This window comes from Amycolatopsis roodepoortensis (assembly GCF_024628825.1).
Classification (GTDB): Bacteria; Actinomycetota; Actinomycetes; order Mycobacteriales; family Pseudonocardiaceae; genus Amycolatopsis; species Amycolatopsis roodepoortensis.
On record NZ_CP102415.1, the window covers coordinates 6164185 to 6185395 of the forward strand.

At 68.1% G+C, this 21211-nt stretch carries 23 protein-coding genes; 13 read left to right on the forward strand and 10 right to left on the reverse strand.

Annotation, left to right across the window (positions count from 1 at the left end):
- Positions 1–16 precede the first annotated feature (16 nt).
- Positions 17–604, forward strand: coding sequence for a DUF3558 family protein (locus NQK81_RS29485; protein WP_126730517.1), 588 nt, complete (start codon positions 17–19; stop codon positions 602–604).
- A 95-nt stretch (positions 605–699) separates the two neighbouring features.
- Positions 700–2085, forward strand: coding sequence for an APC family permease (locus NQK81_RS29490; RefSeq protein WP_257484093.1), 1386 nt, complete (start codon positions 700–702; stop codon positions 2083–2085).
- A 178-nt stretch (positions 2086–2263) separates the two neighbouring features.
- Here NQK81_RS29490 and NQK81_RS29495 read toward each other — a convergent pair whose 3' ends face one another.
- From NQK81_RS29495 to NQK81_RS29505, 3 genes are read right to left on the reverse strand one after another with little or no spacing between them, the layout of a single operon-like run.
- Positions 2264–3091 (reverse strand): MBL fold metallo-hydrolase, encoded by an 828-nt coding sequence (locus NQK81_RS29495; RefSeq protein ID WP_257484094.1) that lies wholly within the window; start codon positions 3089–3091, stop codon positions 2264–2266.
- Positions 3088–3918 (reverse strand): MBL fold metallo-hydrolase, encoded by an 831-nt coding sequence (locus NQK81_RS29500; protein ID WP_257484095.1) that lies wholly within the window; start codon positions 3916–3918, stop codon positions 3088–3090. The genes NQK81_RS29495 and NQK81_RS29500 overlap by 4 nt, the downstream gene beginning before the upstream one ends.
- On the reverse strand, positions 3918–4481 hold the full coding sequence (locus NQK81_RS29505; RefSeq protein ID WP_257484096.1) for a TetR/AcrR family transcriptional regulator: 564 nt from the start codon (positions 4479–4481) through the stop codon (positions 3918–3920). Before NQK81_RS29505 ends, NQK81_RS29500 begins: the two co-directional genes overlap by 1 nt.
- Positions 4482–4602: 121 nt before the next feature.
- On the opposite strand from NQK81_RS29505, the gene NQK81_RS29510 reads away from it, so the two are divergent.
- The 3 genes from NQK81_RS29510 to NQK81_RS29520 are packed head-to-tail and all read left to right on the forward strand — an operon-like array spanning position 4603 to position 6891.
- The gene (locus NQK81_RS29510) at positions 4603–5319 is read left to right on the forward strand and encodes a helix-turn-helix domain-containing protein (protein WP_257484097.1); all 717 of its coding nucleotides are present in this window, start codon (positions 4603–4605) and stop codon (positions 5317–5319) included.
- Positions 5316–6095 carry a hypothetical protein gene (locus NQK81_RS29515; protein WP_257484098.1) on the forward strand — a complete coding sequence of 260 codons (780 nt, stop codon included), beginning with the start codon at positions 5316–5318 and terminating at the stop codon, positions 6093–6095. The genes NQK81_RS29510 and NQK81_RS29515 overlap by 4 nt, the downstream gene beginning before the upstream one ends.
- Positions 6096–6105: 10 nt before the next feature.
- Positions 6106–6891, forward strand: coding sequence for an aminoglycoside adenylyltransferase domain-containing protein (locus NQK81_RS29520; RefSeq protein WP_257484099.1), 786 nt, complete (start codon positions 6106–6108; stop codon positions 6889–6891).
- On the opposite strand, the gene NQK81_RS29525 is transcribed toward NQK81_RS29520, so the two are convergent.
- Positions 6868–8376 (reverse strand): fatty acyl-CoA synthetase, encoded by a 1509-nt coding sequence (locus NQK81_RS29525; protein WP_257489876.1) that lies wholly within the window; start codon positions 8374–8376, stop codon positions 6868–6870. The genes NQK81_RS29520 and NQK81_RS29525 overlap by 24 nt on opposite strands.
- A gap of 73 nt (positions 8377–8449) precedes the next feature.
- Between NQK81_RS29525 and NQK81_RS29530 the strand changes: the two genes are divergently transcribed.
- The 4 genes from NQK81_RS29530 to NQK81_RS29545 all read left to right on the forward strand — a co-directional run bounded on the left by NQK81_RS29530 (position 8450) and on the right by NQK81_RS29545 (position 11715).
- The gene (locus tag NQK81_RS29530) at positions 8450–9355 is read left to right on the forward strand and encodes an aldose 1-epimerase family protein (protein ID WP_257484100.1); all 906 of its coding nucleotides are present in this window, start codon (positions 8450–8452) and stop codon (positions 9353–9355) included.
- Positions 9355–9840, forward strand: a complete 486-nt coding sequence (locus NQK81_RS29535) for a GNAT family N-acetyltransferase (RefSeq protein WP_257484101.1) — start codon at positions 9355–9357, stop codon at positions 9838–9840. The genes NQK81_RS29530 and NQK81_RS29535 overlap by 1 nt, the downstream gene beginning before the upstream one ends.
- Before the next feature lie 11 nt (positions 9841–9851).
- Positions 9852–11075: an amidohydrolase gene (locus NQK81_RS29540; RefSeq protein WP_257484102.1), complete on the forward strand. Its 1224-nt coding sequence runs from the start codon at positions 9852–9854 to the stop codon at positions 11073–11075.
- A 67-nt stretch (positions 11076–11142) separates the two neighbouring features.
- Positions 11143–11715 (forward strand): hypothetical protein, encoded by a 573-nt coding sequence (locus NQK81_RS29545; RefSeq protein WP_257484103.1) that lies wholly within the window; start codon positions 11143–11145, stop codon positions 11713–11715.
- Between the two features lie 423 nt (positions 11716–12138).
- Here NQK81_RS29545 and NQK81_RS29550 read toward each other — a convergent pair whose 3' ends face one another.
- The gene (locus tag NQK81_RS29550) at positions 12139–13284 is read right to left on the reverse strand and encodes an acyl-CoA dehydrogenase family protein (RefSeq protein ID WP_257484104.1); all 1146 of its coding nucleotides are present in this window, start codon (positions 13282–13284) and stop codon (positions 12139–12141) included.
- 98 nt (positions 13285–13382) lie between these two features.
- On the opposite strand from NQK81_RS29550, the gene NQK81_RS29555 reads away from it, so the two are divergent.
- From NQK81_RS29555 to NQK81_RS29570, 4 genes are all read left to right on the forward strand, one after another.
- On the forward strand, positions 13383–13973 hold the full coding sequence (locus NQK81_RS29555; RefSeq protein WP_126730536.1) for a TetR/AcrR family transcriptional regulator: 591 nt from the start codon (positions 13383–13385) through the stop codon (positions 13971–13973).
- Positions 13974–14016: 43 nt separating this feature from the next.
- A complete protein-coding gene (locus NQK81_RS29560; protein WP_257484105.1) occupies positions 14017–14958 on the forward strand; it encodes a carbohydrate kinase family protein in 942 nt (313 codons plus the stop codon).
- A gap of 192 nt (positions 14959–15150) precedes the next feature.
- Positions 15151–16467, forward strand: a complete 1317-nt coding sequence (locus NQK81_RS29565; RefSeq protein WP_091598543.1) for a citrate synthase — start codon at positions 15151–15153, stop codon at positions 16465–16467.
- Positions 16468–16569: 102 nt separating this feature from the next.
- On the forward strand, positions 16570–17919 hold the full coding sequence (locus tag NQK81_RS29570; protein ID WP_257484106.1) for a cryptochrome/photolyase family protein: 1350 nt from the start codon (positions 16570–16572) through the stop codon (positions 17917–17919).
- 64 nt (positions 17920–17983) lie between these two features.
- Here NQK81_RS29570 and NQK81_RS29575 read toward each other — a convergent pair whose 3' ends face one another.
- The 5 genes from NQK81_RS29575 to NQK81_RS29595 are packed head-to-tail and all read right to left on the reverse strand — an operon-like array spanning position 17984 to position 21132.
- The gene (locus tag NQK81_RS29575) at positions 17984–19174 is read right to left on the reverse strand and encodes an ABC transporter permease (RefSeq protein WP_257484107.1); all 1191 of its coding nucleotides are present in this window, start codon (positions 19172–19174) and stop codon (positions 17984–17986) included.
- Positions 19171–20097, reverse strand: coding sequence for an ABC transporter ATP-binding protein (locus tag NQK81_RS29580; protein WP_257484108.1), 927 nt, complete (start codon positions 20095–20097; stop codon positions 19171–19173). The genes NQK81_RS29575 and NQK81_RS29580 overlap by 4 nt, the downstream gene beginning before the upstream one ends.
- Positions 20094–20324 (reverse strand): hypothetical protein, encoded by a 231-nt coding sequence (locus tag NQK81_RS29585; RefSeq protein ID WP_126730544.1) that lies wholly within the window; start codon positions 20322–20324, stop codon positions 20094–20096. The genes NQK81_RS29580 and NQK81_RS29585 overlap by 4 nt, the downstream gene beginning before the upstream one ends.
- A complete protein-coding gene (locus tag NQK81_RS29590; RefSeq protein WP_257484109.1) occupies positions 20321–20866 on the reverse strand; it encodes a hypothetical protein in 546 nt (181 codons plus the stop codon). The genes NQK81_RS29585 and NQK81_RS29590 overlap by 4 nt, the downstream gene beginning before the upstream one ends.
- Positions 20863–21132, reverse strand: coding sequence for a helix-turn-helix transcriptional regulator (locus tag NQK81_RS29595; RefSeq protein WP_126730549.1), 270 nt, complete (start codon positions 21130–21132; stop codon positions 20863–20865). Before NQK81_RS29595 ends, NQK81_RS29590 begins: the two co-directional genes overlap by 4 nt.
- Positions 21133–21211: the final 79 nt, after the last annotated feature.

Below are 21211 nucleotides of genomic sequence, written 5' to 3' on the forward strand. Positions count from 1 at the left end.
GTCTATCGTCGGGCCCATGCGTATTTCACGGGCGATCATCCTGTTCGCCGCTGTCATCGCGACCCTTTCCGCCTGTTCGTCCGGGGACGAGAAGACGGACAACGCGGCCAAGCCGTCGAGCCAGGCCCCCGCTCCTTCCGCCGCGCCGAGTTCCTCGGCCGCGCCCGCCGGTGGCACCGGTTCGAAGGAACCGTGCGCGCTGCTGCCCGCCGAGGCCGTGGGCAAGGCGGTCTCGATCCAGGGCGTGACGTCGGCGCCGGGTCCGGTGCAGGACAACGCCGCCAACGGAGGCAAAGCGAAGAGCTGCGTCTACTCGGCCGCCGGCAAGCAGATCGGCGCGCTCGCGGTGACCCGCTTCGAGGGCAAGAAACTGAAGCCCGCCGAGATGGTCGCCTCGCTGAAGAAGGCCAAGGCGAACGCGAAGGACGTCACCGGTGTCGGCGAAGGCGCCATCTACTACAACACCGACGAGAACAAGACCGCGACGCTGGCGGCGGCCGAACTCGTGGACGGCGTGCCGGTCCTGGTCAACTACACCGGGCCGGTCAAGATGACGCAGGAGATGATGCTCCCGCTGGTGAAGACCGCGGTCGACGCCAACTGAGCGGATTACCCAAAGGCGGGCTTCGTCAACCCGTGACGAAGAACTGACCAAACCGGACTGTCGGCCCCAGACGTGATACGGCACACTCTTGCCGCATGGCGGACACGACGACAACAGAACAGACCGGTCCGGCCGGTCAACCGAGCCTCAAGCGGGTGATGGGTTCCAAACTCCTGCTGTTCTTCGTGGTGGGGGACATCATCGGGACGGGCGTCTACGCGCTCACCGGGCAGGTGGCGGGCCGGGTGGGCGGCGCGCTGTGGCTTCCGTTCCTGATCGCTTTCGTGGTCGCGTTCATGACCGCGTTCAGCTACCTGGAACTGGTCGGGAAGTACCCGCAGGCGGCGGGGGCCGCGCTCTACACGCACAAGGCGTTCAAGATCCGCTTCCTCACCTTCATGGTGGCGTTCGCGGTGATGTGCTCGGGGATCACGTCGGCCTCGTCGGCGGCGAAGGCCTTCGGCGAGACCTATCTCAAGGAGTTCATCACCGCGCCGATGCCGCTGGTGGCGATCCTGTTCGTGATCGGCCTCGCGCTGATCAACTTCCGCGGGGTCTCCGAATCGGTGAAGACCAACGTGGTGCTGACCTGTATCGAGATCGGCGGTCTGCTGATCATCATCGGGGTCGGCGTGTGGGCGGTGCTCAACGGCAACGGGGACGCCTCGCGGCTGGTCGAGTTCGACACCGAGAACCAGACGATGCTGGTGGCGATCACGTCGGCGACTTCGCTCGCGTTCTTCGCGATGGTCGGTTTCGAGGACTCGGTGAACATGGCCGAGGAGTGCAAGGACCCGATCCGGATCTTCCCGAAGGCGATGCTGTGGGGCATGGTCATCGCCGCGACCATCTACATCCTGGTCTCCGTGACCTCTTCGCTGCTGGTGCCCGCGGACGAGCTGGAGGCGGCCAAGAGCAGCGCGCTGCTGAAGGTCCTCGACGTCGGCGCGCCCGGCTTCCCGCGTGAGGTCTTCTCCGCGATCGGTCTCTTCGCGGTCATCAACTCGGCGCTGATCAACATGCTGATGGCCAGCCGCCTGCTGTACGGCATGGCGAACCAGCGGATCATCCCGAAGCAGCTGGGCACCGTGCACCCGTTCCGCCGCAGCCCGTGGGTGGCGATCGTGTTCACCAGCCTGATCGCGATCGGCCTCGTGTCCTTTGTGGACATCGGGGTGCTCGGTGGCACGACGGCGTTGCTGCTGCTGGCGGTGTTCGCCATCGTCAACGTCGCGGTCCTGGTGCTGCGCAAGGAGAAGGCGGCGCACAAGCATTTCCGGGCGCCGACGATCATCCCGGTGCTGGCCGCGATCTTCTGCGTCTACCTGGTGACGCCGCTGTCCGGACGGCCCGCGCGCGACTACAAGGTCGCCGCGATCCTGCTCGGCGTCGGCATCGTGCTGTGGGGGATCAACTGGCTCATCATGCGGGCCACGCACAAGGAAGAGGACCGGCAGCCCCTCGAGCCGCCGGTCGGCTGACCCGCATCGGGCGGTTTCGTTTGTCGTGAAGGGGACTTTCGCCGCATCGGATGCGGGGAAAGTCCCCTTCGCGCTTGGCGCCGCCGCCTCACCGGGCTAGAGCGCCGGTGTCGCGAAAGCCACTTTCGGGACATCAGACGTCGCGAAAGTGGCTTTCGCGACACGTGACCGAGCTCGATCAACCGCGGCTGAGCGCCTGGTACTCCACCGGGCTGTGGGCCGAGAACACGGTGACCTCGTCGGCGTGTTCCCGGCTCAGCTCCCGCAGCCGCTCGACGTTCTCCAGCCGCGGTTTGCGCAGGGTCTGCACCATGTTCTGGAAAGCGGTCATCCCCGGCGGGCAGTGCGGCTTGACCGGGTCCATCTGGCCGTGGAAGAAGTACGCGTCGCCGGCGTGCAGCAGCCAGCCGTCGCCGGTGTCGACGGCCACCCCGGTATGCCCCTTGGTGTGCCCCGCGAGCGGCACCAGCAGGATCTCCGGCGGCAGGCCCTTCAGTTCGCGGACGGCCTGGAAGCCGAACCAGTCGTCCCCGGCCTCGTCGTACATGCTCCACAGTGGACGGTGGGCGAACTGGTTGGCGCGGAACCGCAGCTTCTCGCTCTGGCTGGCCGGTGACGTCGCCGCGTCGTGCTCCGCGGTGCGGACGTGCACGACGGCGTTCGGGAAGTCGGCGAGTCCGCCCGCGTGGTCGACGTCGAGGTGGGTGCAGATGATGTGCCGGACGTCTTCGAGCTTGTGGCCCAGCGCCTCGACGTGGTGCGCCGCGGTCTCCGTCTCGACCGGCTTGGCACCGACCATGAGCGTGAACGGCGTGCCGAGCCAGGCGCCGGGATTCTCGACGCCCTTGCGGCCGAAGCCGGTGTCCACCAGCACGAGCCCGTCGCCGGTCTCGATGAGCAGGCAGTGCGCCACCAGTTCCGAGCGACGCAGCAGGCCGGGCTGGCCGTCGAGCAGCTTCCCGCCCGGTGCGCGCATCGTGCCGCAGTTCAGGTGGTGCACCTTCATAGCCTGCTCCTCTGGCTGAGCCGTTCGAATGCGGTGGCGTCGTGCGCGGCGAAGACCGTCACCTCGGCACCGTTGTTACTGACAAGTTCGCGCAGCCGGCGCTGGTTGTCCAGTCGTGCGGTCTTCTCCGTCTGCATGTACGACTCGAAGAAGCCCAAGGCCAGAGGGATATGCGGCTTTCGCTCCAGCTCGCCGCCGTGGAAGACGGCGTCACCGGCGTTGAGGAGCCAGCCGTCGCCGGTGTCGACCGCGACGCCGGCGTGCCCGCGGGTGTGCCCGGCGAGCGGGATGATCAGCACGTCCGGGACCCCTTCGAGCTCGCGGACGGCGTCGAAACCGAACCACGGCTCGCCGTCGGCGCGGTACGACCTCCACAGTGGACCGTGGCTGAACTGGACCTTCCGGTAGCGGCTCGCCTCCTTGCGGTCGATCGGCTTCTCCAGCGCCTGGAGTTCGCGATCGTGGACGTGGACGCGCGCCTGAGGGAAGTCGACGAGCCCGCCCGCGTGGTCGAGGTCGAGGTGGGTGAGCACGATGTCGCGCACGTCGGCCGGGTCGAAGCCGAGTTTGCGGATCTGGGTGGTGGCGCTCAGGTCGTCGTCGCTGTCGGGGTGCACCAGCCGGACGAAACCGGCGCCGAGCCATTCGGTCGGGCGGGTGACGGTCGGCGTTCCGACACCGGTCTCGACGAGCACGAGCCCGGTGTCGGTCTCTAGCAGCAGGCAGTGACAGATCAGCTCGGCGCGGCGGAAGAGGCCGGGCCTGCCGTCGATGAGTTTGCCGCCGACCGGTCGCATGGTTCCGCAGTTCAGGTGATGGACGCGCATCAGGACAGCTCCCGTTCGAGGGTGGCACGGAGGTGAGGGGCGATCGCGCGCAGGGGCGCGGTGTCGTGCAACGTCTTGGCCAGTAGCAGACCGCCCTCGATGGTGGCGAGGACGACTGTGGCCAGGTGGTCCGCCTTGTCGGTGTCCAGTGCGTCGGCGATGACGGTGTGCCAGGAGGTGTAGCCGTCGGCGCAGGCCTGGCGGATCACCTCGCTGTCGCCCGACGCGTCGAGCGCGACCGTCGCGAGTGGGCAGCCGCGCTGGAAATTCGACTCCTCCAGCGAGGTCGCCAGCGCTTCGACCACGTTCTCGATACCGGTGACGATGTCGGGCGCGTTCGCGGCGATCGTGCGCAACTGGTCGCAGAGCCGGTCCGCGGACTGGCGGATGGCCTCGGCGGCCAGCTGCTCCTTGCCGCCGGGGAAGTGGAAGTAGAGCGAGCCCTTGGGCGCGCCGACGGCGGTGACGAGCTGGTTGAGCCCGGTGGCGTGATAACCCTGCTGGTGGAAGAGCTCGGCGGCGGAATCGAGCATGCGCTGCCGGGTGTCGGTGCGACGGACCATGCGGCCGACTGTAGCTCAAACTATGACGACCGGTCTAGTAATCCTGATTACACAAACCTCCTTGTATGCGAATGTTTGTGTAAACTCGGTGCGAACCGATCGGCGATCGAAAGGAGCGGACATGGTCGATTCGGCCCAGTTGCTCCCGGTCGCGCAGGCCGCACGAGCTCTGGACATCTCGCGAGAGCGCGTCCGCGAACTCGTGCACGGCGGCGGTCTCGACGCGGTCCGGATAGGCCGTGAGCTGCTGGTCGACGCCCGGTCGGTCGAGCATCGGAAGAGCGTCGTGAAACCAGCTGCAGGCCGGCCGCTCTCCGCGCGGATGGCCTGGGGCCTCCTGTGGTCGTTAAGCGGCTACGAGCCGTCGTGGATCTCGCCGTCGGAACGGGTCCGGCTCAAGCGCTACGCGCGGGAATACGTGTCCGCTCAATGGCCGCGTCTGCTCTCCGGCCGCGCGCGCGTGCACCGCGTACGAATGCTGGCCGGACCGCTCGCACGTCTACGGGATGATCCGCACGCCGTCGTCAGCGGCCCTGTCGCGGCGGGGCGTCACGGCGCCGACCTGATGGCGGGCAGCGCCGATGAAGAGTTCTACGTGGACGCCGCCCGGTTCGACGAACTCGTGCGATCACGGCGGCTGCGCCTGAACAGCCCGGAACCCAACGCGGTGATTCGTGTTCCTGCTTTGCCTGGTGTCCTGCGTCCGCCGGGAGCGGGCGGCCTTGCGATCCCGGCGGCTGTCGCGGCGGATCTGCTCGATACGGGGGATGAGCGTTCTGTCCTTGCAGCGCAACAACTTCTCACTCGTTTGGGCGAGGTGCATAAGCTCGGCGGATGATCGATTCCGCGCCGCGGGCAGGTCTGGGAACACTTGCTCTGCCGCCGTTGCAGGGCGATGGTGACCGAGTCGTCTGGCCCGCGATGTTCGACCTCGCCGACAGGTTGCCCGCGCCCTGGGTCATGATCGGCGGGCAGATGGTCATCCTGCACGGGCTGCTCGCCGATCGCTCGATCCCTCGGGTGACGAAGGACATCGACCTGCTCTTCGACGTTCGATTCACGCTCGACGCGTTCCCTCGCGCCCATGCGGTGCTCAAAAAGCTGGGCTACGAAGTCGACGGTGTCAGCGCGGACGGTAAGGCCCATCGTTACCTTCACCCGGAAACCGGCATGGTGGTCGACATCCTCGCGCCGGACAAACTCGGTGCCCGTGCCGCCCCGAGGCTCCGGACACCGGCCGGGAAGATCGTGTCGATCCCAGGTGGCAAGACCGCGCTCGACGACGCACGGCCGCTCGCGGCGACCTATGGCGGGAGGTCGGAGACGTTGTACTTGCCGGGGCTGGCCGCGGCCCTGGTGGTCAAGGTCAAAGCCCTGATCGACGAGCCGGCGAAGCCAGGCGTGCCTAGCCGTCATCTCTCCGACATCGCGTTCCTCGCTTCCCTCGTGGACGACCCCGATGGGCTGTTTCCCGGTGAGCCACCGATCACTCCGCGGTTCGGCAGCCTGGTCGATTGCCTCGACGACCCCCGGCACCCGGCATGGCTCGCACTCGGGGCACCTCACTCTGAAGACGGTTTCAATGCTTGGGAGATCTTGCGTGAGACCGGGTAACGTCCGGCCCGTGTACACGCCCTACGCCGAACTCGACCAGGTCCTCACCGACCTGGTCGCGTCAGTCCGCGAGATCCTCGGCGACACGTACGTCGGCGCGTACGTCCAAGGCTCCTTCGCGCTCGGCGCCGGCGACCTCCACAGCGACTGCGACTTCATCATCGCGACCACCGAACCGCCCAGCGGCACCATCGAAGCGGGTCTCCGCGCGCTCCACGACGAACTCCCCACCAGAGAAGGCTTCTGGTGCAAGGAAATCGAGGGCTCGTACGCGGACACAGCGTCGCTGAAAACCAGCCAGGGCCTCGGCACGCCGTGGCTGTACTGCGACCACGGCCATCGCGTCCTGATCTGGGACACCCACTGCAACAGCCTCCACACGCGCTGGATCCTGCGCCACAAAGGCATCGTGCTCGACGGTCCGCCGATCGCGACCCTCGTCGACGAACCGCCGCCGGACGCGATGCGTGCGGCGATGCGCGAGGAACTGCACGGCCTGGTCGACGGCGTCCGTGCGTGGGCGCCCTTCGATATCGCGTGGACCCAGCGCTACATCGTGTCGACTTGTTGCCGCGTGCTCTACACGCTGCGCACGGCCGAGGTCGAATCGAAGCGCGGCGCGCTCCTTTGGGCGCGTGAGAACCTCGATCCGCGCTGGCGGCCGTTGCTCACGCAGGTGCTGCGAGACCGCGAACTCGGCTGGGATCCGGAGGATCCGCCACGTCCGGGCAGCCTCGAAGCGGCCTGCGAGTTCGCCGCGTACGCCGAAAGCCTAGACACCGATCGCGGACGCTGACCCGCCGAACTGTTGCCGCAGCTCGCGTTTGAGCAGTTTCCCGGACGCGTTCTTCGGCAGTTCGCCGACGAAATGCACCGACTTCGGCACCTTGTGCGCCGCCAGCGACTTCTTGGCGAACTCGATCAGTTCCGCTTCCTCGACGGGTTCCTTCGCCACGACCACCGCGGCGATCGCTTCGATCCAGCGTTCGTGCGGCAGGCCGACGACGGCGACCTCGGCGACGGCGGGATGCGCGTACAGCGCGTCCTCCACCTCGCGCGAAGCGACCAGCACGCCGCCGGTGTTGACGACGTCCTTGATCCGGTCGACGACGAACAGGTAACCCTCTTCGTCCTGCCGTACCAGGTCGCCGGAGTGGAACCAGCCGCCCGCGAAAGCCTCCGTCGATTCCTCGGGCTTGCCCCAGTAGCCGGTGCACAGCTGGGGAGAGCGGTACACGACCTCGCCGAGTTCACCCGGCGGGAGGTCGTTCATCTCGGCGTCCACCACCCGCGTCTCGACGAAGAGGACCGGCCGCCCGACGGAATCCGGCCGCGCGTCGTGCTCTTCCGGCCGCAGCACCGTCGCGAGTGGACCGATCTCCGACTGGCCGAAGCAGTTGTAGAAACCGACTCCTTCGAGTCGTGCGCACAGCGCTTTCAGCACCGGCACGGGCATGATCGACGCGCCGTAGTAGGCCTTGGTGAGACAGCTCAGATCCGCGTCCGCGAGACCGGGATGGTTCGCGAGCCCGACCCAGACGGTCGGCGGGAAGAACAGCGAAGTGATGCCCTGACGGGGAATCCGCGCGAGGATGTCGCCGAGGTCGGGCGCCTCGACGAGGTGGTTCGTCGCGCCGACGGCCAGCCCGGGCATGAGGAACACGTGCATCTGCGCCGAGTGGTACAGCGGCAGCGCGTGCAGCGGCACGTCACGATCGCTCAGGTCGAGCGCCGCGATACAGGACGAGTACTCGTGCACCAGCGCGCGGTGGGTGAGCATCGCGCCCTTCGGCCGCGAGGTCGTGCCGGACGTGTAGAGCAGCTGGACGAGGTCGTCGTCGGCGACCCCGGACTCCTCGTGCGGGGCGGCGGTCTCGTCCAGCGCCCACTCCAGAACGTCCAGTGTGGACACATAATCGACATCGACGTACCCGGCCAGCGAGGGGTCGACGAAGGCGATGGCCGGTTCGGACTGCGTGAGCAGGTACTCGAGTTCTTCACCGCGCGCGTTGAAGTTCACCGGCACGTGCACCAGCCCGGCGCGGGCGCAACCGAGGTACAGCAACAGGTACGCGTCGGAGTTCTTGCCGAAGGCCGCGACGCGGTCACCGTGGGCGAGCCCGCGGCCGAGCAGTTTCGCCGCGACCCGCCCCGCCGCGCGGTCGAGTTCCGCGTACGTCCACACGCGATCGGCGAACGTGAGGGCGACCCGGTCCGGGACGCGGCGCGCGCTGCGTCCCAGGACGCGGCCGACGGTGCTGGGGTAGCCGGGAACGGTCATCGCGGCGGTCTCCTTCGTCCGGGCGTGGCGCTCCCACACTACTTCGGACAAGGCCGCCGGTAACCTCGTCGGCATGGCCAATCCCACCGGAGAGCAGTTCGAGATCACCCGCGGCAACGCGCGCGCCGTCGTCACCGAGATCGGTGCCGGGCTGCGCGCGTTCGAGGTCGGCGGAGTGCCCTACGTCGAGGCGTTCGCCGAGGACGAGAAGCCGCCGAAGGGCGCCGGGCAGGTGCTGCTGCCCTGGCCGAACCGCACCAAGGCCGGCCAGTGGGTGTACCAGGGTGAGAAGCAGCAGCTCCCGATCACCGAGGAGGCGCGCGGCAACGCGATCCACGGCCTGACCCGGCACGAGGAGTGGGAGCTCCTGGAGCACGCGGAGTCGTCGATCACGATGGCCATCGACGTCCCGGCGCAGGAGGGCTGGCCGGTGCCGCTGCGCGCGACCATCACCTACGAGATCTCGCCGCGCGAGCTGGTCGTGACGCACGAGATCCGCAACGAGGGCGAGAGCCCGATCGGCGTCGGGCTCGGCACGCACCCCTACTTCCGCATCGGCGACGTGCCCACCGATGAGCTGACGCTGACGCTGCCCGCGAGCCGGGTCCGCCCGTATCTCGGCGACGAGCAGATGCCGTACGCCGACGAGCAGGACGTCGAGGGGACCGAGTACGACTTCCGGTCCGGCAAGGTGCTCGAAGGCGTCGACCTCGACACGGCGTTCGGCGGGCTGAGCGTCGCCGAGGACGGCAACCACCACCACGTCCTCTCGCACGGGGAGCAGGAGCTGCTGGTCTGGGCCGGGCCGGACTTCCGCTGGGCGCAGGTGTTCACGCCGGGCGACCTGGTCGGCCGCGGGCGGGCGGTGGCGATCGAGCCGATGACCTGCCCCGCCGACGCGCTCAACACCGGCACCGACCTGATCGACCTGGAGCCCGCGTCGTCGTGGACCGGGAGCTGGGGAATCCGGGTGCGCTGATGGAGGCACCTCTCCGGCTGGGCCCCGCCGACGCGGGTGAGGTGCTCACGCTGCAGCGCGCGGCGTACGTCCCGGAGGCAAGGGAGCACGAGAACCTCGACCTCCCGCCGCTGCTGGAGACCTTCGAGCAGGCCAAGGAGGCACTGGGCGATCCCGCGTGTTTCGCCTGGGGCATCAGGGAATCCGGACGGCTGGTGGCGAGCGTCCGGATCGTCGTGGACGGCGAGGCCGGTCTCGTCGGCAGGCTCATCGTGGCCCCGGACAGGCAGGGACACGGCCTCGGCAGCTCGTTGCTGCTCGCCGCCGAGGCGGCCGCGCCGCCCTCGGTGAGCGTGTTCCGCCTGTTCACCGGGGAGCGGAGCGCGGGCCCGCTCCGGATGTACCGGAAGCTCGGCTACGTCGAAACGCACCGCACGCCCGAGGCGCACTACGAACTGGTCCATTTCGAAAAGCCCCGCGTGCGGACCGGTGGCCCAGTTCGTTAGCGTGTCAAAGTATGTCTGACAAAGCACAGGTCAAGGCCATCGTCGGTGGTTACGTCGTCCCGGTCGACGGTGATCCCATCGACGGCGGCACGGTCCTCATCGAGAACGGGAAGATCGCCGCGGTCGGCACGGACGCCGACGTCCCCGACGACGCCGAACTGATCGACGCCGCGGGCAGCTGGGTGCTGCCCGGGTTCATCGACGCGCACGCCCACCTCGGCGTTCACGAGGACGGCGAAGGCTGGTCCGGGAACGACACCAACGAGATGACCGACCCCAACGGCGCGCGGTTCCGCGCGATCGACGGGATCGACCCGTACGAGCCCGGCTTCGACGACGCGCTCGCGGGCGGCGTCACCAGTGTCGTCATCAAACCCGGCTCCGGGAACCCCATCGGCGGGCAGACGATCGGCGTCAAGACCTGGGGCCGGACTGTGCTCGACATGATCTTCGCCGAGGGCGTCAGCGTGAAGAGCGCGCTCGGCGAAAACCCGAAGCGGGTCTATGGCGAGAAGAAGCAAACTCCGTCGACCAGGCTCGGCGTCGCGTCGACCATCCGCGACGCGTTCACCGCCGCGCGCAACTACGCCGCCCAGCGCGAGCACGCCGCCGGTGAGGGCAAGCCGTTCGACGTCGACCTGACCAAGGAGACGCTGGCCAAGGTCCTCGACGGCGAGCTGTACTGGGACCAGCACGTCCACCGCGCCGACGACATGGTGACCGCGATCCGGCTGGCCGACGAGTTCGGCTACAAGCTGGTGATCAACCACGGCACCGAAGGGCACCTGATCGCGGACCTGCTCGCCGAGCGGGACGTGCCGGTGATCCTCGGCCCGCTGTTCACCACCAAGTCCAAAGTGGAGCTGCGCAACCGCACCCTGCGCGCGCCCGGCATCCTCGCCAGGGCGGGCGTGCGGATCGCGATCACCACGGACCACCCCGTCGTGCCGATCAACTTCCTGGTGTACCAGGCCGCGCTGTCGGTGAAGGACGGTCTCGACCCGGAGACGGCGCTGAAGGCGCTGACCGTCAACCCCGCCGCGATGCTGGACCTCGACGACCAGGTCGGCTCGCTGAAGCCCGGCCTCGACGCCGACGTGGTCATCTGGTCGGGTGACCCGCTGGACGTGATGAACCGGGCCATGCGCGTGTTCGTACGCGGGCGCGAGGTCTACCACTTCGACGAGGCGACCGGCGTCGGCGTCACCGAGGAGCGGCGCTACCGCGAAGGCTGACCCCGGCCTTGTCAGCGTGACCGGCCTGTGCTCTCATGTGTTACACACGGGGGAGGATGTGTAACACATGAAGCGCTGGGTCTTCGTTCTCGTCGTCGGTCTCGGTTTCCTGGTCGTCACCTTGCTGTTCGCCCGCGAGGATCCGGACGTCATCAAATGCGGTGGCCGGATCATGGGCCCCGGTGACGTCTGCGAAAGCACCAAGGGTGGCCGCACCGTCGACGAGGACACCTACGACGAGATGAAGGCCGCCGCCGAGTCCAGGGCCGAGACGTTCCGCGACCACGGGCTCTGGATGGCCGGGGTCGGGGTGGCCCTGACCGGCTTGGGGGCGACGATGCTGATCCGCGGGAAACGGCGCAAGGCCCGGCAGGGCGGGCAGTGGGCGGCGCGGCCGGGCTTGCCGCAGCAGCAGGGTTTTCCGCAGCAGCAGGGTTTTCCGCAATCGCAGGGGTTCCCGCAATCGCCGGGATTTCCGCGGCAGGGCCATCCGCAGACTCACGGCGCTCAGTTCCCGCAGCCCCAGTGGCAGCCCGTGCCGGGGCAGCAGCCTCATCCGCCGCAGGGCGGATGGCCGCAGCAGGCGCCGCCCGGTCCGCCGCCACAGCAGTTCGGCCCGCCGGGGCACGGAGGCTCGTGAGGTACCTACTGGCTCCGGGCCGCTGTTGATCCCGGGGCCGGTCGGGAAGGCCGGGGAGTGTCGCGAAAGCCACTTTCGAGACGTCTGATGTCCCGAAAGTGGCTTTCGCGACATGCTCGCCAGGACGGTGCCGCGCCCGGCCACGACCAACGTTGCGAAAGCCACTTTCGCAACGTTGAAGGTTGCGAAAGTGGCTTTCGCAACCCCTGCCAAGCCCGGCACTCAACAGCAGAGGCGAGCTCCGGAAACGCAACCTGTCCCCCGCGGTAGGTGCACAAGACACCCTTCGCCCTAACCGTCCTTGCCACTCACGAGAGCAGCCTGCCGAGATCCAGCTTCACCGGAAACGGCTCGTCGGCACGGAATTCGCCGGTCATGGCAGCGTCCCACGATCACTACTGGTGATCGTATCAGCGCGGATTGTCAGCCTTTCCGCAGTTCCCGCGCGATCACCATGCGCTGGATCTGGTTCGTGCCCTCGAAGATCTGCGGCACCTTCGCCTCCCGCATGTACCGCTCCACCGGGAAGTCCTTCGTGTACCCGGCGCCGCCGAGCACCTGCACGGCGTCGGTGGTCACCTTCATCGCGCCGTCGGTCGCGACGAGCTTCGCGATCGACGCCTGCCGCTGGAACGGCAGCCCGCGGTCGCGGCGGCGGGCAGCGTCGAGGTACATCGCGCGCGAGGTCTCGACCGTCGCGGCCATGTCGGCCAGCAGGAATTCCAGGCCCTGGAACTCGATGATCGGCCGCCCGAACTGCGTGCGGCCCTTCGCGTACTCGAGTGCCTCGTCCAGCGCGGCCTGCGCGAGCCCGACGGCACAGGCGGCGATGCCCAGCCGTCCGGAGCTGAGCGACGACAGCGCGATCTTCAGTCCCTGGCCCTCTTCGCCGATCCGCCGCTCGGCGTCGACGGCGGCGTCTTCGAACATCAGCTGTGCCGTGGTCGACCCGGTGAGGCCCATCTTCCGCTCGGGCGGCGCGGCCGACAGGCCCGGCGTCGCCGCGTCGACGAGCAGGCAGGAGATGCCCTGTCCGCCGTCGTCGCTGGTGCGCACCATGGTCGTGTAGAAGTCGGCCTCACCCGCGTGGGTGATCCACGCCTTCGTGCCGTTCACGACGTACTGGTCGCCGTCGAGTCGCGCGCGGGTCGAGAGAGCGGCCGCATCGGAGCCGGCGTGGGTCTCCGAGAGCGCGTACGCGCCCAGCAGGCCGCCTTCCAGCATCGCGGGCAGCCAGCGGTCACGCTGCTCGTCGGTGCCGTGGTGCGCCAGCGCGAAGCAGGACATCGTGTGGACGGAGAGCCCGACGCCGACCGACATCCACGCGGCCGCGATCTCCTCCAGGACCTGCAGGTAGACCTCGTACGGCAGCTCGCCGCCGCCCCAGCGTTCCGAGTACGGCAGGCCGAGCAGGCCGGCCTGCCCGAGCAGCCGGAACTGCTCGCGCGGGAAGTGCGCGGTCTCCTCGTACTTGCTGGCGATCGGGGCGAGTTCCTCGCGCGCGATCTCCTTGGCCAGGTCGATCAGATCCTGGGCCTCGGTGCTGGGCAGCAGACGGTCCGCCGGCATGGCTCCTCCGAGCTGTACTAAAAACAGTACTGTGGGCTGATTGAGCGTACAGTAGACGGCGCTGGGGGTACATCGTTCGCGTAGGGGATAGTGATCCGATGACCTCGCGCCGCCAGCCCACCGCGCGTCAGAGAGCACTGCTCTCGGAGCTTGAAGCACTCTTTCTCGCCGAAGGGTTTTCCCAGTTCACGCTGGACGACCTGGCCGCCAGGCTCCGCTGCTCGAAGTCGACCCTCTACGCGCTCGCGCCCAGCAAGGAGCAGCTCGCGGTCAAGGTCGTCACCCACTTTTTCAAGGGTGCCGCCGAGTTGCTGGAGGAGCGGATCGCCGGGATCGACGACGCCCGCAAGATCCTCGGGGAGTACCTCGCCGGGATCTCCGAGTACCTGAATCGCGCTTCGGCCGCGTTCATGACCGACATCGCCGAATTCGCGCCGGCGCGGGACGCGTATCAGCTCAACAGCCGTGCCGCAGCGGGGCGGATCCGGTCGTTCATCGATCGCGGCGTCACCGACGGTGTTTTCCGCGAGGTGCACGCGCGGCTGATCGCGGAAATGGCGGGACTGATCATCGAGGGAATCCAGACCGGCGTGATCGGTCAGCGCACCGGCGTGACCGACGCCGAAGCGTTCACCGCGCTTTCGGAACTCCTCCTTGGGGGGATAGCGACAAAAAATGTCCTGAACTGACAATTCTGGTGATCCGGCCACCGCCTCGGCTAGCATCGCGCCCGTGATCGTCGTAGGTGGAGAGGCGCTGGTCGACCTCGTTCCCGGTGCACCATTGGATTCCACTGTGGACGGTGGGTTGCGCGCGCTCCTGCCCCGGATGGGTGGTGGTCCCTACAACGTCGCGCTCGCCGCCGGGCGGCTCGGCGTCCCGACGGGCTTCCTATCACGCGTCTCCGAAGACCGCTTCGGCGTCGCGCTGGTGGACCGGCTGCACGCCTCCGGCGTCGACACCGCCTTGCTGCAGCGGGGAAACGAGCCGACGACACTCGCCGTCGTCGCGCTCGACGAGAAGGGTTCCGCGCGGTACACGTTCTACACCGAGGGCACCGCGGACAGGCTGGTCTCCGACCCCGGCCCGCTGCCGGAGGATGTGACGGCGCTCTCGCTCGGCACCCTCGGCATGGTCCTGGAGCCGGGCGCGAGCACGTACGAAACCGTGTTGCGCCGCGAATCCGCCCGCGGCGTCCTGACCGTGCTCGATCCGAACATCCGTGCGGCGCTGATCACCGATCCGGCGGCGTACCGCGCGCGGTTCGAGTCCTGGCTGCCGCATATCCGCCTGCTCAAGATCTCCGACGACGACACGGAATGGCTCGCCGAGGGCGCCGACCCGGTCGACGCCGCAAAGGTCTGGACCTCTTGCGGAGTCGATGCCGTCGTGCTCACCCGGGGCGCCCGGGGACTGTCCGTCATCACACGAGCGGGCGAAATCGCCCAGGTCCCGTCCCGCCGGGTCGACGTCGTCGACACCATCGGCGCCGGCGACACCGTGCAGGGCGCCCTGCTGGCGTGGCTGTACTCGAACGGCGTGCGTGACTTGTCCACTCTCGACGCCGGCGGCTGGCGGACGGCGCTCGAATTCGCGGCGAAAGCGGCGTCGATCACCGTCTCGCGGAGCGGGGCGGAACCGCCGACGGCGGACGATATGGCATCCGCCGTGTGAACCTGGTCCCAAAGGGGCTGTTGTGAGCAACTCACCCGCTGCGCGTTGACCCCATTCTCGACTAGCGTAGAGGGGAATTCATACCCCAGCGGGGCGGTGTGCAGCGAGGCCGTGGGTCACGCGCGTGAAAGAGGGCGTACCTGTGGAACCTACAGGCGCCGCCGGCCCGTGCTGAACGTGAGAGGGACTTACATGTCCGACGCGACGACGGCTGCGGGGCAGTCCGGCGAGACCGCGACGCTGCGCCTGCCCAACGGCGAGCACGAGTTCAAGGTGATCCACCCGGTCGAGGGCGCGCCTGGGATCGAGCTGGGGAAGCTGCTGGCGACGACCGGGTACATCACCCACGACCCGGGGTTCGTGAACACCGGTGCCGCGTCGTCGGCCATCACCTACATCGACGGTGACGCCGGCATCCTGCGCTACCGCGGGTACCCGATCGAGCAGCTGGCCGAGAAGTCGACCTTCATCGAGGTCTCGTACCTGCTCATCTACGGCGAGCTGCCGACCCAGGCGCAGCTGGAGGAGTTCACCGGGAAGATCCAGCGGCACACCCTGCTGCACGAAGACCTCAAGGCCTTCTTCAGCGGCTTCCCGCGCGACGCGCACCCGATGCCGGTGCTCTCCAGCGCCGTATCCGCGCTGTCGACCTTCTACCAGGACTCGCTCAACCCGTTCGACGAAGCGAACGTGGAGCTGTCCACCATCCGCCTGCTGGCCAAGGTCCCGACCCTGGCCGCGTACGCGTACAAGAAGTCCGTCGGCCAGCCGCTGCTGTACCCCGACAACTCGCTCGGCCTGGTCGAGAACTTCCTGCGGATGACCTTCGGCTTCCCGGCCGAGCCCTACGAGGTCGACCCGGACGTCGCCAAGGCGCTCGACCTGCTGTTCATCCTGCACGCCGACCACGAGCAGAACTGCTCGACCTCGACCGTGCGTCTCGTCGGCTCCTCCGAGGCGAACCTGTTCGCCTCGATCTCGGCCGGGATCAACGCCCTGTTCGGCCCGCTGCACGGTGGCGCCAACAGCGCGGTCCTGGACATGCTCGAGGGCATCCAGGCCGAGGGCGGCGACGTCGCGAACTTCGTCACCCGCGTGAAGAACAAGGAAAAGGGTGTCCGCCTGATGGGCTTCGGGCACCGGGTCTACAAGAACTACGACCCGCGCGCGAAGATCATCAAGAACACCGCGGACGAGATCCTCTCCAAGCTCAAGGGCGGCGACCAGCTGCTCGACATCGCGAAGAAGCTGGAAGAGACCGCGCTCTCGGACGACTACTTCATCGAGCGGAAGCTGTACCCGAACGTCGACTTCTACACCGGTCTGATCTACCGGGCGCTCGGCTTCCCGACGAAGTACTTCACCGTGCTGTTCGCGCTCGGCCGTCTGCCGGGCTGGATCGCGCACTGGCGCGAGATGATCCAGGACCCGGCCACCAAGATCGGCCGCCCGCGGCAGATCTACACCGGCTACGCGTCGCGGGACTACGCGCCCATCTCGGAGCGCTGATCCCCCTCCCGCAAACGCCCTAAAAGGTCCTTTCCTCGCGAAATTCGCGAGGAAAGGACCTTTGGCGTGCGGGGCCGGGGAAGCGCGCTTAGGGTTTCCCGAGTGACCAGAGAAGCCCCGGTAGTGCTGTGGTTCCGCCGCGACCTCCGCCTCGGCGACCACGCCGCCCTGCTGGAGGCTTCGAAGCACAGCAAGCACGTTCTCGCGCTGTACGTCCTCGACGACGCGCTCCTCAAACCCTCCGGTGCCCCGCGCGTCGCGTTCCTGCACGGCTGTCTGAAGGCGCTGGACGATCAGCTCGGCGGACGGCTGATGCTCGTCAAGGGCGACCCGGCCACGGAGGTCGTCAAGGCCGCTCGCGAGGTCGGCGCCGCGACCGTGCACGTCAGCGCCGACACCGGCCCGTACGGCCGCCGCCGCGACGACGAGGTCAAGAAGGCGTTGGCGGAGCACGACATCGCCTGGGTCGAGACAGGCTCCTCGTACGCGATCACCCCCGGCCGCATCACCAAGCCGGACGGCGACCCCTATCGCGTCTTCACCCCGTTCTACCGTGCGTGGGTGCGCCACGGCTGGCCGCGCCCCGCCGACACCGGGAAGTCCATTGTGGACTGGGTCGAGCCGCCGCGTTCGGTCGAGCTCCCGAAGTCCCCGTCGCTCAAGGGAATGGAGCTGCCGGAGCCCGGTGAGCGGGCGGCGCTCGAACGCTGGCACGAGTTCCTGGACGACGGGCTCGAAACCTACGACGAAGATCGTGACCGGCCGGATCGTCCCGGCACGACAAGGCTTTCGCCGTATCTGCGCTGGGGTTGCGTCCACCCGCGCACCCTGCTGGCCGACCTCGCCGGGAACGAGGGATCCGGCGCCAAGGCGCTGCGCGGCGAGTTCGCCTGGCGCGAGTTCCACGCCGACGTCCTGTGGCACCGGCCCGAAACCGCGCGGAAGAACTACGATTCCCGGTTCGACGCCATGGAATACGAGAGCGACGACGACGCTTTCCGGCGGTGGTGCGAGGGACGCACCGGGTTCCCGATCGTCGACGCCGGGATGCGGCAGCTGCTCGCCGAGGGCTGGATGCACAACCGCGTCCGGATGATCGTGGCGAGTTTCCTGGTCAAGGACCTGCATCTGCCGTGGTGGCTCGGCGCGCGGCATTTCATGAGACATCTGGTCGACGGCGATCTCGCGTCGAACCAGCTGAACTGGCAGTGGGTCGCGGGCAGCGGCACCGACGCCGCGCCGTACTTCCGGATCTTCAACCCGACCACGCAGGGGGAGAAGTTCGACCCTTCCGGCGACTACGTCCGCCGTTACGTCCCCGAACTCCGGTCTGTGCAAGGCAAAGCCGTGCACAAGCCCGTCGACGTGCCCGGCTACCCCGCGCCCATGGTCGACCACGCCCACGAACGTCAGGTCGCCCTCGAGCGCTACGGCGCGATCAAAGGATCCTGAACGCGCGTGAAGGCCCCCTTCCCTCGGCTGAGCCGAGGGAAGGGGGCCTTCACGCGCGAACGGGTCAGCCCTTCAGGGCTTCCGAAAGCTTGATCCGGCTGCCGACCCGCAGCACGCTGTTCTGATAGATCCGCGCGCCCAGCCAGGTGAACAGGGCGATGGCGCCCACGCTCAGGCCCAGCGACAGCACGATCTCCCACGTCTCGACGGTCCCGGCGGCGATCCGCGCGGGCATCAGCACCGGGGAAAGCAGCGGCACCAGGGAGAGCACCTTCGTGCCCGTGCCCTCCGGCGACTGGGCCAGCAGGTTGAACCCGACGACGAAGCCGAGGATCAGCACGATGTTGACCGGGCCGATCACGGACTGGGTGTCCTCCTGCCGGGAGACCAGTGAACCCATCGCGCCGTAGACGGTGGCGTACAACAGGAATCCGAGCAGGTACCACACGACACCCCACAGCAGGGCGCCCGTCGCGACCCCGGACAGCGTCAGCACGTTGGTCGCCGAAGCGACGATCAACCCGGCGCCGCCGATGATCACCAGCTGCGTCAGCCCGACCAGGCCGAGCCCGATCACCTTGCCCAGCAACAGATGCCACGGCCGGACCGTGGACAGCAGGATCTCCACCACCCGGCTGGACTTCTCTTCGACCACGCCCTGCGCGACCAGCGTCCCGTAGGTCACGATGCTCATGTACAGCAGCACCGCCACGATCAGCCCGATCACCGTCCGCTGGGCCTTCTCGGGGTCCGGCGGTTTGATCGAATCGACCTCGACCTGGGTCTGGTGGACCGTCCGCATCACCTCGTCCGGCGACTTCTGCGCCTCGGACAGGATGCCGTTCAGCACTTCCTGCTGGGAAACGCCGTTCAGCAGGGAACGCAGCTTCGTGTCCAATTCGGACTTGACGAGCACCTTCAGCTCGGTGGCGTTGCCGGACAGCAGCGCGTCCAGGTCGCCGTTCTCGACCTGCGACCGGCCCTGTGCCGGATCGGCGACCGTGACGGTCTCGATCTTTTCGCCGATGGCCTCACCCGCGGTCTTGAGCTGCTGTGCGATCCCGGCGGTCTGGCCGGTGAGCCCGACCTTGCTCTTGTCCTCGTTGCTGATCAGCGTGGACTGCAGCAGGACGTACCCCATCAGCATGACCAGCAGCACGGCGGTGCCGATCACGAAGGACCTGGTGCGCAGCCGGGTGTTCAGCTCGCGTTTGGCGATCAGCCAGACCGCGCGCCACGAAGATACGGTGTTCATGCGGAAACTCCCTGTGCCGCCGGCTTCTCGGCGACCGCGTCGCGGAAGAGCTCGGTCAGCGAACGCCTGCGTTTGGCGAACTCGGTGACCGGGCCGGTGGCCAGCGCCGCGGCGAGCACGGCCTGGTCGTCGGCTCCGGCCTCGAGTTCGAGGATCGTCGTCGGTCCGTTCTGCTCGACCGCCCGGACACCGGGAACGGACGAAGCCCAGCCGGGCGAGGCGGCGGGCGCGGTGACGACGAGACCGTTGCCCGCGCCGGCGGTCAGCTCCGCGACGGTACCGGAGGCGACCATCCGTCCACTTCGGATGATGCCGACGCGGTCGCACAGCCGCTCGACCAGATCCAGCTGGTGACTGGAGAACACCACCGGCACCCCCGTCGCGGCCTTCTCGCGCAGCACTCCGCTCATCACGTCCACGGCCAGCGGGTCGAGGCCGGAGAACGGCTCGTCGAGCACCAGCACCTTGGGGTCGTGCACCAGCGCCGCGGCGAGCTGCACACGCTGCTGGTTGCCGAGGCTCAGCTTCTGGACCTCGTCCTTGCGCCGTTCGGTCAGCCCGAGGCGGGCGATCCAGTTCTCGGCGCTGCGGTGGGCGTCGTTGGCCGACATCCCGTGCAGTTCGGCGAGGTAGACCAGCTGCTCCAGCACCTTCATCTTCGGGTACAGCCCGCGTTCCTCCGGCATGTACCCGATGTGCGTGCGGGTCTCGTGGGTGATCGGGGCGCCGTCGTAGCGCACCTGGCCGGAGTCGGCCGCGAGCACTCCGAGCACGATCCGCATCGTGGTGGTCTTGCCCGCGCCGTTGCTGCCGACGAACCCGAACAGCTCACCGGGCTGGACCTCGAAGCTCACCTCGTCCAGCGCGACCTTCGCGCCGTACCGCTTGGAGATCCGATCGATCTCCAGCTTCCCCTCGCTCATTTCCACTTCCCCTCTTCGAAATACCGCACCAGCGCCGTGAATCCCCGATGGACGCCGGAAACCGTGCGGTTGCGCTGGATCAGCCCGTCCAGCTTGACGTTGCTCACCACCGAAGTGGCCCGGTACACCAGGGCCGCCCGGCCCGCGCCGGCGAGGACCCCGCCCGCCACCAGCACGACGGCGACCACGCCGATGGACAACCTGTACCGTTTCTTGTCCCCGGTCATACCGGAGGCACCCCCTCGAAGTCGGTGTAGTCCTCGGGGTCGTCGTCCGGCAACGACCAGCCGAGCATGACGACGGGCACCGTGGTGCCGGCGACCAGCAGCGCACAGGCCATCATCGCGCCACCGCCCTTGGGGCCGGGGACCAGGAGGCCGTACACCACCGCGAACAGCATCATCGCCACCAGGATCTGGTAGCTGACGTAGGTGACGCGGTGACGCATCTCCCGCTCGCGCTCGTCGAGCCGCATCGAGAAACCGCCGCTCATCTTGCCGGTGAGGATGCGAAGCAGGTACTGCGCGCCGCCCGCCACGACGCCTCCGCCGAGCCAGCCCACGAGGAAGGCTCCCGTCTGACCTGTCTGGTAGAAGACGGCGCCGCCGATCAGCATCAGATCGCCCGCCAGCACCAGCACGGTCAACGTCCGCCGCCGCTTTCTCGTGCGCCAGGCCGGAAGCCTCAGCGCTCGCTTGCGTTCCAGTTCGTCCAGCCGTTCCTGCTGGCGCTCCCAGTACGCCACGAGCCGGCCTCGTCCTTCACTCATGCTCCCCCCTCCCGGTAGACCTGAGTGGACAGTGGCGTGAACGGTTCGCGGCTGAACACGGCCTCGACCGGGAGGTCGAACACCGCGCAGATGCGGAACGCCAGGTCCAGGCTCGGATAGTGGTCCCCCCGTTCGAGCGCGCCGATGGTCTGCGGGTTGACCTCGACGGCCGCCGCGAGGGCGGCCCTGCTCAGTCCGCGCTCGGCTCGGAGCACGGGAAGCCGGTTGTAGATCGGCAGCTCTTTGCCGCGTCTTACCGGGCTCATAGAACATACTGTTGCAAAAACCCAACGACACGTCAAGCTGAGGGCATGACTCACCGCATTCAGTGGACTAAATGCGGAA

What these genes read in the sequence shown, in the direction of transcription:
- NQK81_RS29490 (WP_257484093.1), top strand. Translation starts at nt 700, where the DNA reads ATGGCGGACACGACGACAACAGAACAGACCGGTCCGGCCGGTCAACCG.
- NQK81_RS29555 (WP_126730536.1), top strand. Translation starts at nt 13,383, where the DNA reads ATGACCTCGCGCCGCCAGCCCACCGCGCGTCAGAGAGCACTGCTCTCG.
- NQK81_RS29545 (WP_257484103.1), top strand. Translation starts at nt 11,143, where the DNA reads ATGAAGCGCTGGGTCTTCGTTCTCGTCGTCGGTCTCGGTTTCCTGGTC.
- NQK81_RS29485 (WP_126730517.1), top strand. Translation starts at nt 17, where the DNA reads ATGCGTATTTCACGGGCGATCATCCTGTTCGCCGCTGTCATCGCGACC.
- NQK81_RS29515 (WP_257484098.1), top strand. Translation starts at nt 5,316, where the DNA reads ATGATCGATTCCGCGCCGCGGGCAGGTCTGGGAACACTTGCTCTGCCG.
- NQK81_RS29550 (WP_257484104.1), bottom strand. Translation starts at nt 13,284, where the DNA reads ATGCCGGCGGACCGTCTGCTGCCCAGCACCGAGGCCCAGGATCTGATC.
- NQK81_RS29540 (WP_257484102.1), top strand. Translation starts at nt 9,852, where the DNA reads ATGTCTGACAAAGCACAGGTCAAGGCCATCGTCGGTGGTTACGTCGTC.
- NQK81_RS29535 (WP_257484101.1), top strand. Translation starts at nt 9,355, where the DNA reads ATGGAGGCACCTCTCCGGCTGGGCCCCGCCGACGCGGGTGAGGTGCTC.
- NQK81_RS29510 (WP_257484097.1), top strand. Translation starts at nt 4,603, where the DNA reads ATGGTCGATTCGGCCCAGTTGCTCCCGGTCGCGCAGGCCGCACGAGCT.
- NQK81_RS29505 (WP_257484096.1), bottom strand. Translation starts at nt 4,481, where the DNA reads ATGGTCCGTCGCACCGACACCCGGCAGCGCATGCTCGATTCCGCCGCC.
- NQK81_RS29495 (WP_257484094.1), bottom strand. Translation starts at nt 3,091, where the DNA reads ATGAAGGTGCACCACCTGAACTGCGGCACGATGCGCGCACCGGGCGGG.
- NQK81_RS29595 (WP_126730549.1), bottom strand. Translation starts at nt 21,132, where the DNA reads ATGAGCCCGGTAAGACGCGGCAAAGAGCTGCCGATCTACAACCGGCTT.
- NQK81_RS29500 (WP_257484095.1), bottom strand. Translation starts at nt 3,918, where the DNA reads ATGCGCGTCCATCACCTGAACTGCGGAACCATGCGACCGGTCGGCGGC.
- NQK81_RS29565 (WP_091598543.1), top strand. Translation starts at nt 15,151, where the DNA reads ATGTCCGACGCGACGACGGCTGCGGGGCAGTCCGGCGAGACCGCGACG.
- NQK81_RS29575 (WP_257484107.1), bottom strand. Translation starts at nt 19,174, where the DNA reads ATGAACACCGTATCTTCGTGGCGCGCGGTCTGGCTGATCGCCAAACGC.
- NQK81_RS29585 (WP_126730544.1), bottom strand. Translation starts at nt 20,324, where the DNA reads ATGACCGGGGACAAGAAACGGTACAGGTTGTCCATCGGCGTGGTCGCC.
- NQK81_RS29525 (WP_257489876.1), bottom strand. Translation starts at nt 8,376, where the DNA reads ATGACCGTTCCCGGCTACCCCAGCACCGTCGGCCGCGTCCTGGGACGC.
- NQK81_RS29590 (WP_257484109.1), bottom strand. Translation starts at nt 20,866, where the DNA reads ATGAGTGAAGGACGAGGCCGGCTCGTGGCGTACTGGGAGCGCCAGCAG.
- NQK81_RS29580 (WP_257484108.1), bottom strand. Translation starts at nt 20,097, where the DNA reads ATGAGCGAGGGGAAGCTGGAGATCGATCGGATCTCCAAGCGGTACGGC.
- NQK81_RS29530 (WP_257484100.1), top strand. Translation starts at nt 8,450, where the DNA reads ATGGCCAATCCCACCGGAGAGCAGTTCGAGATCACCCGCGGCAACGCG.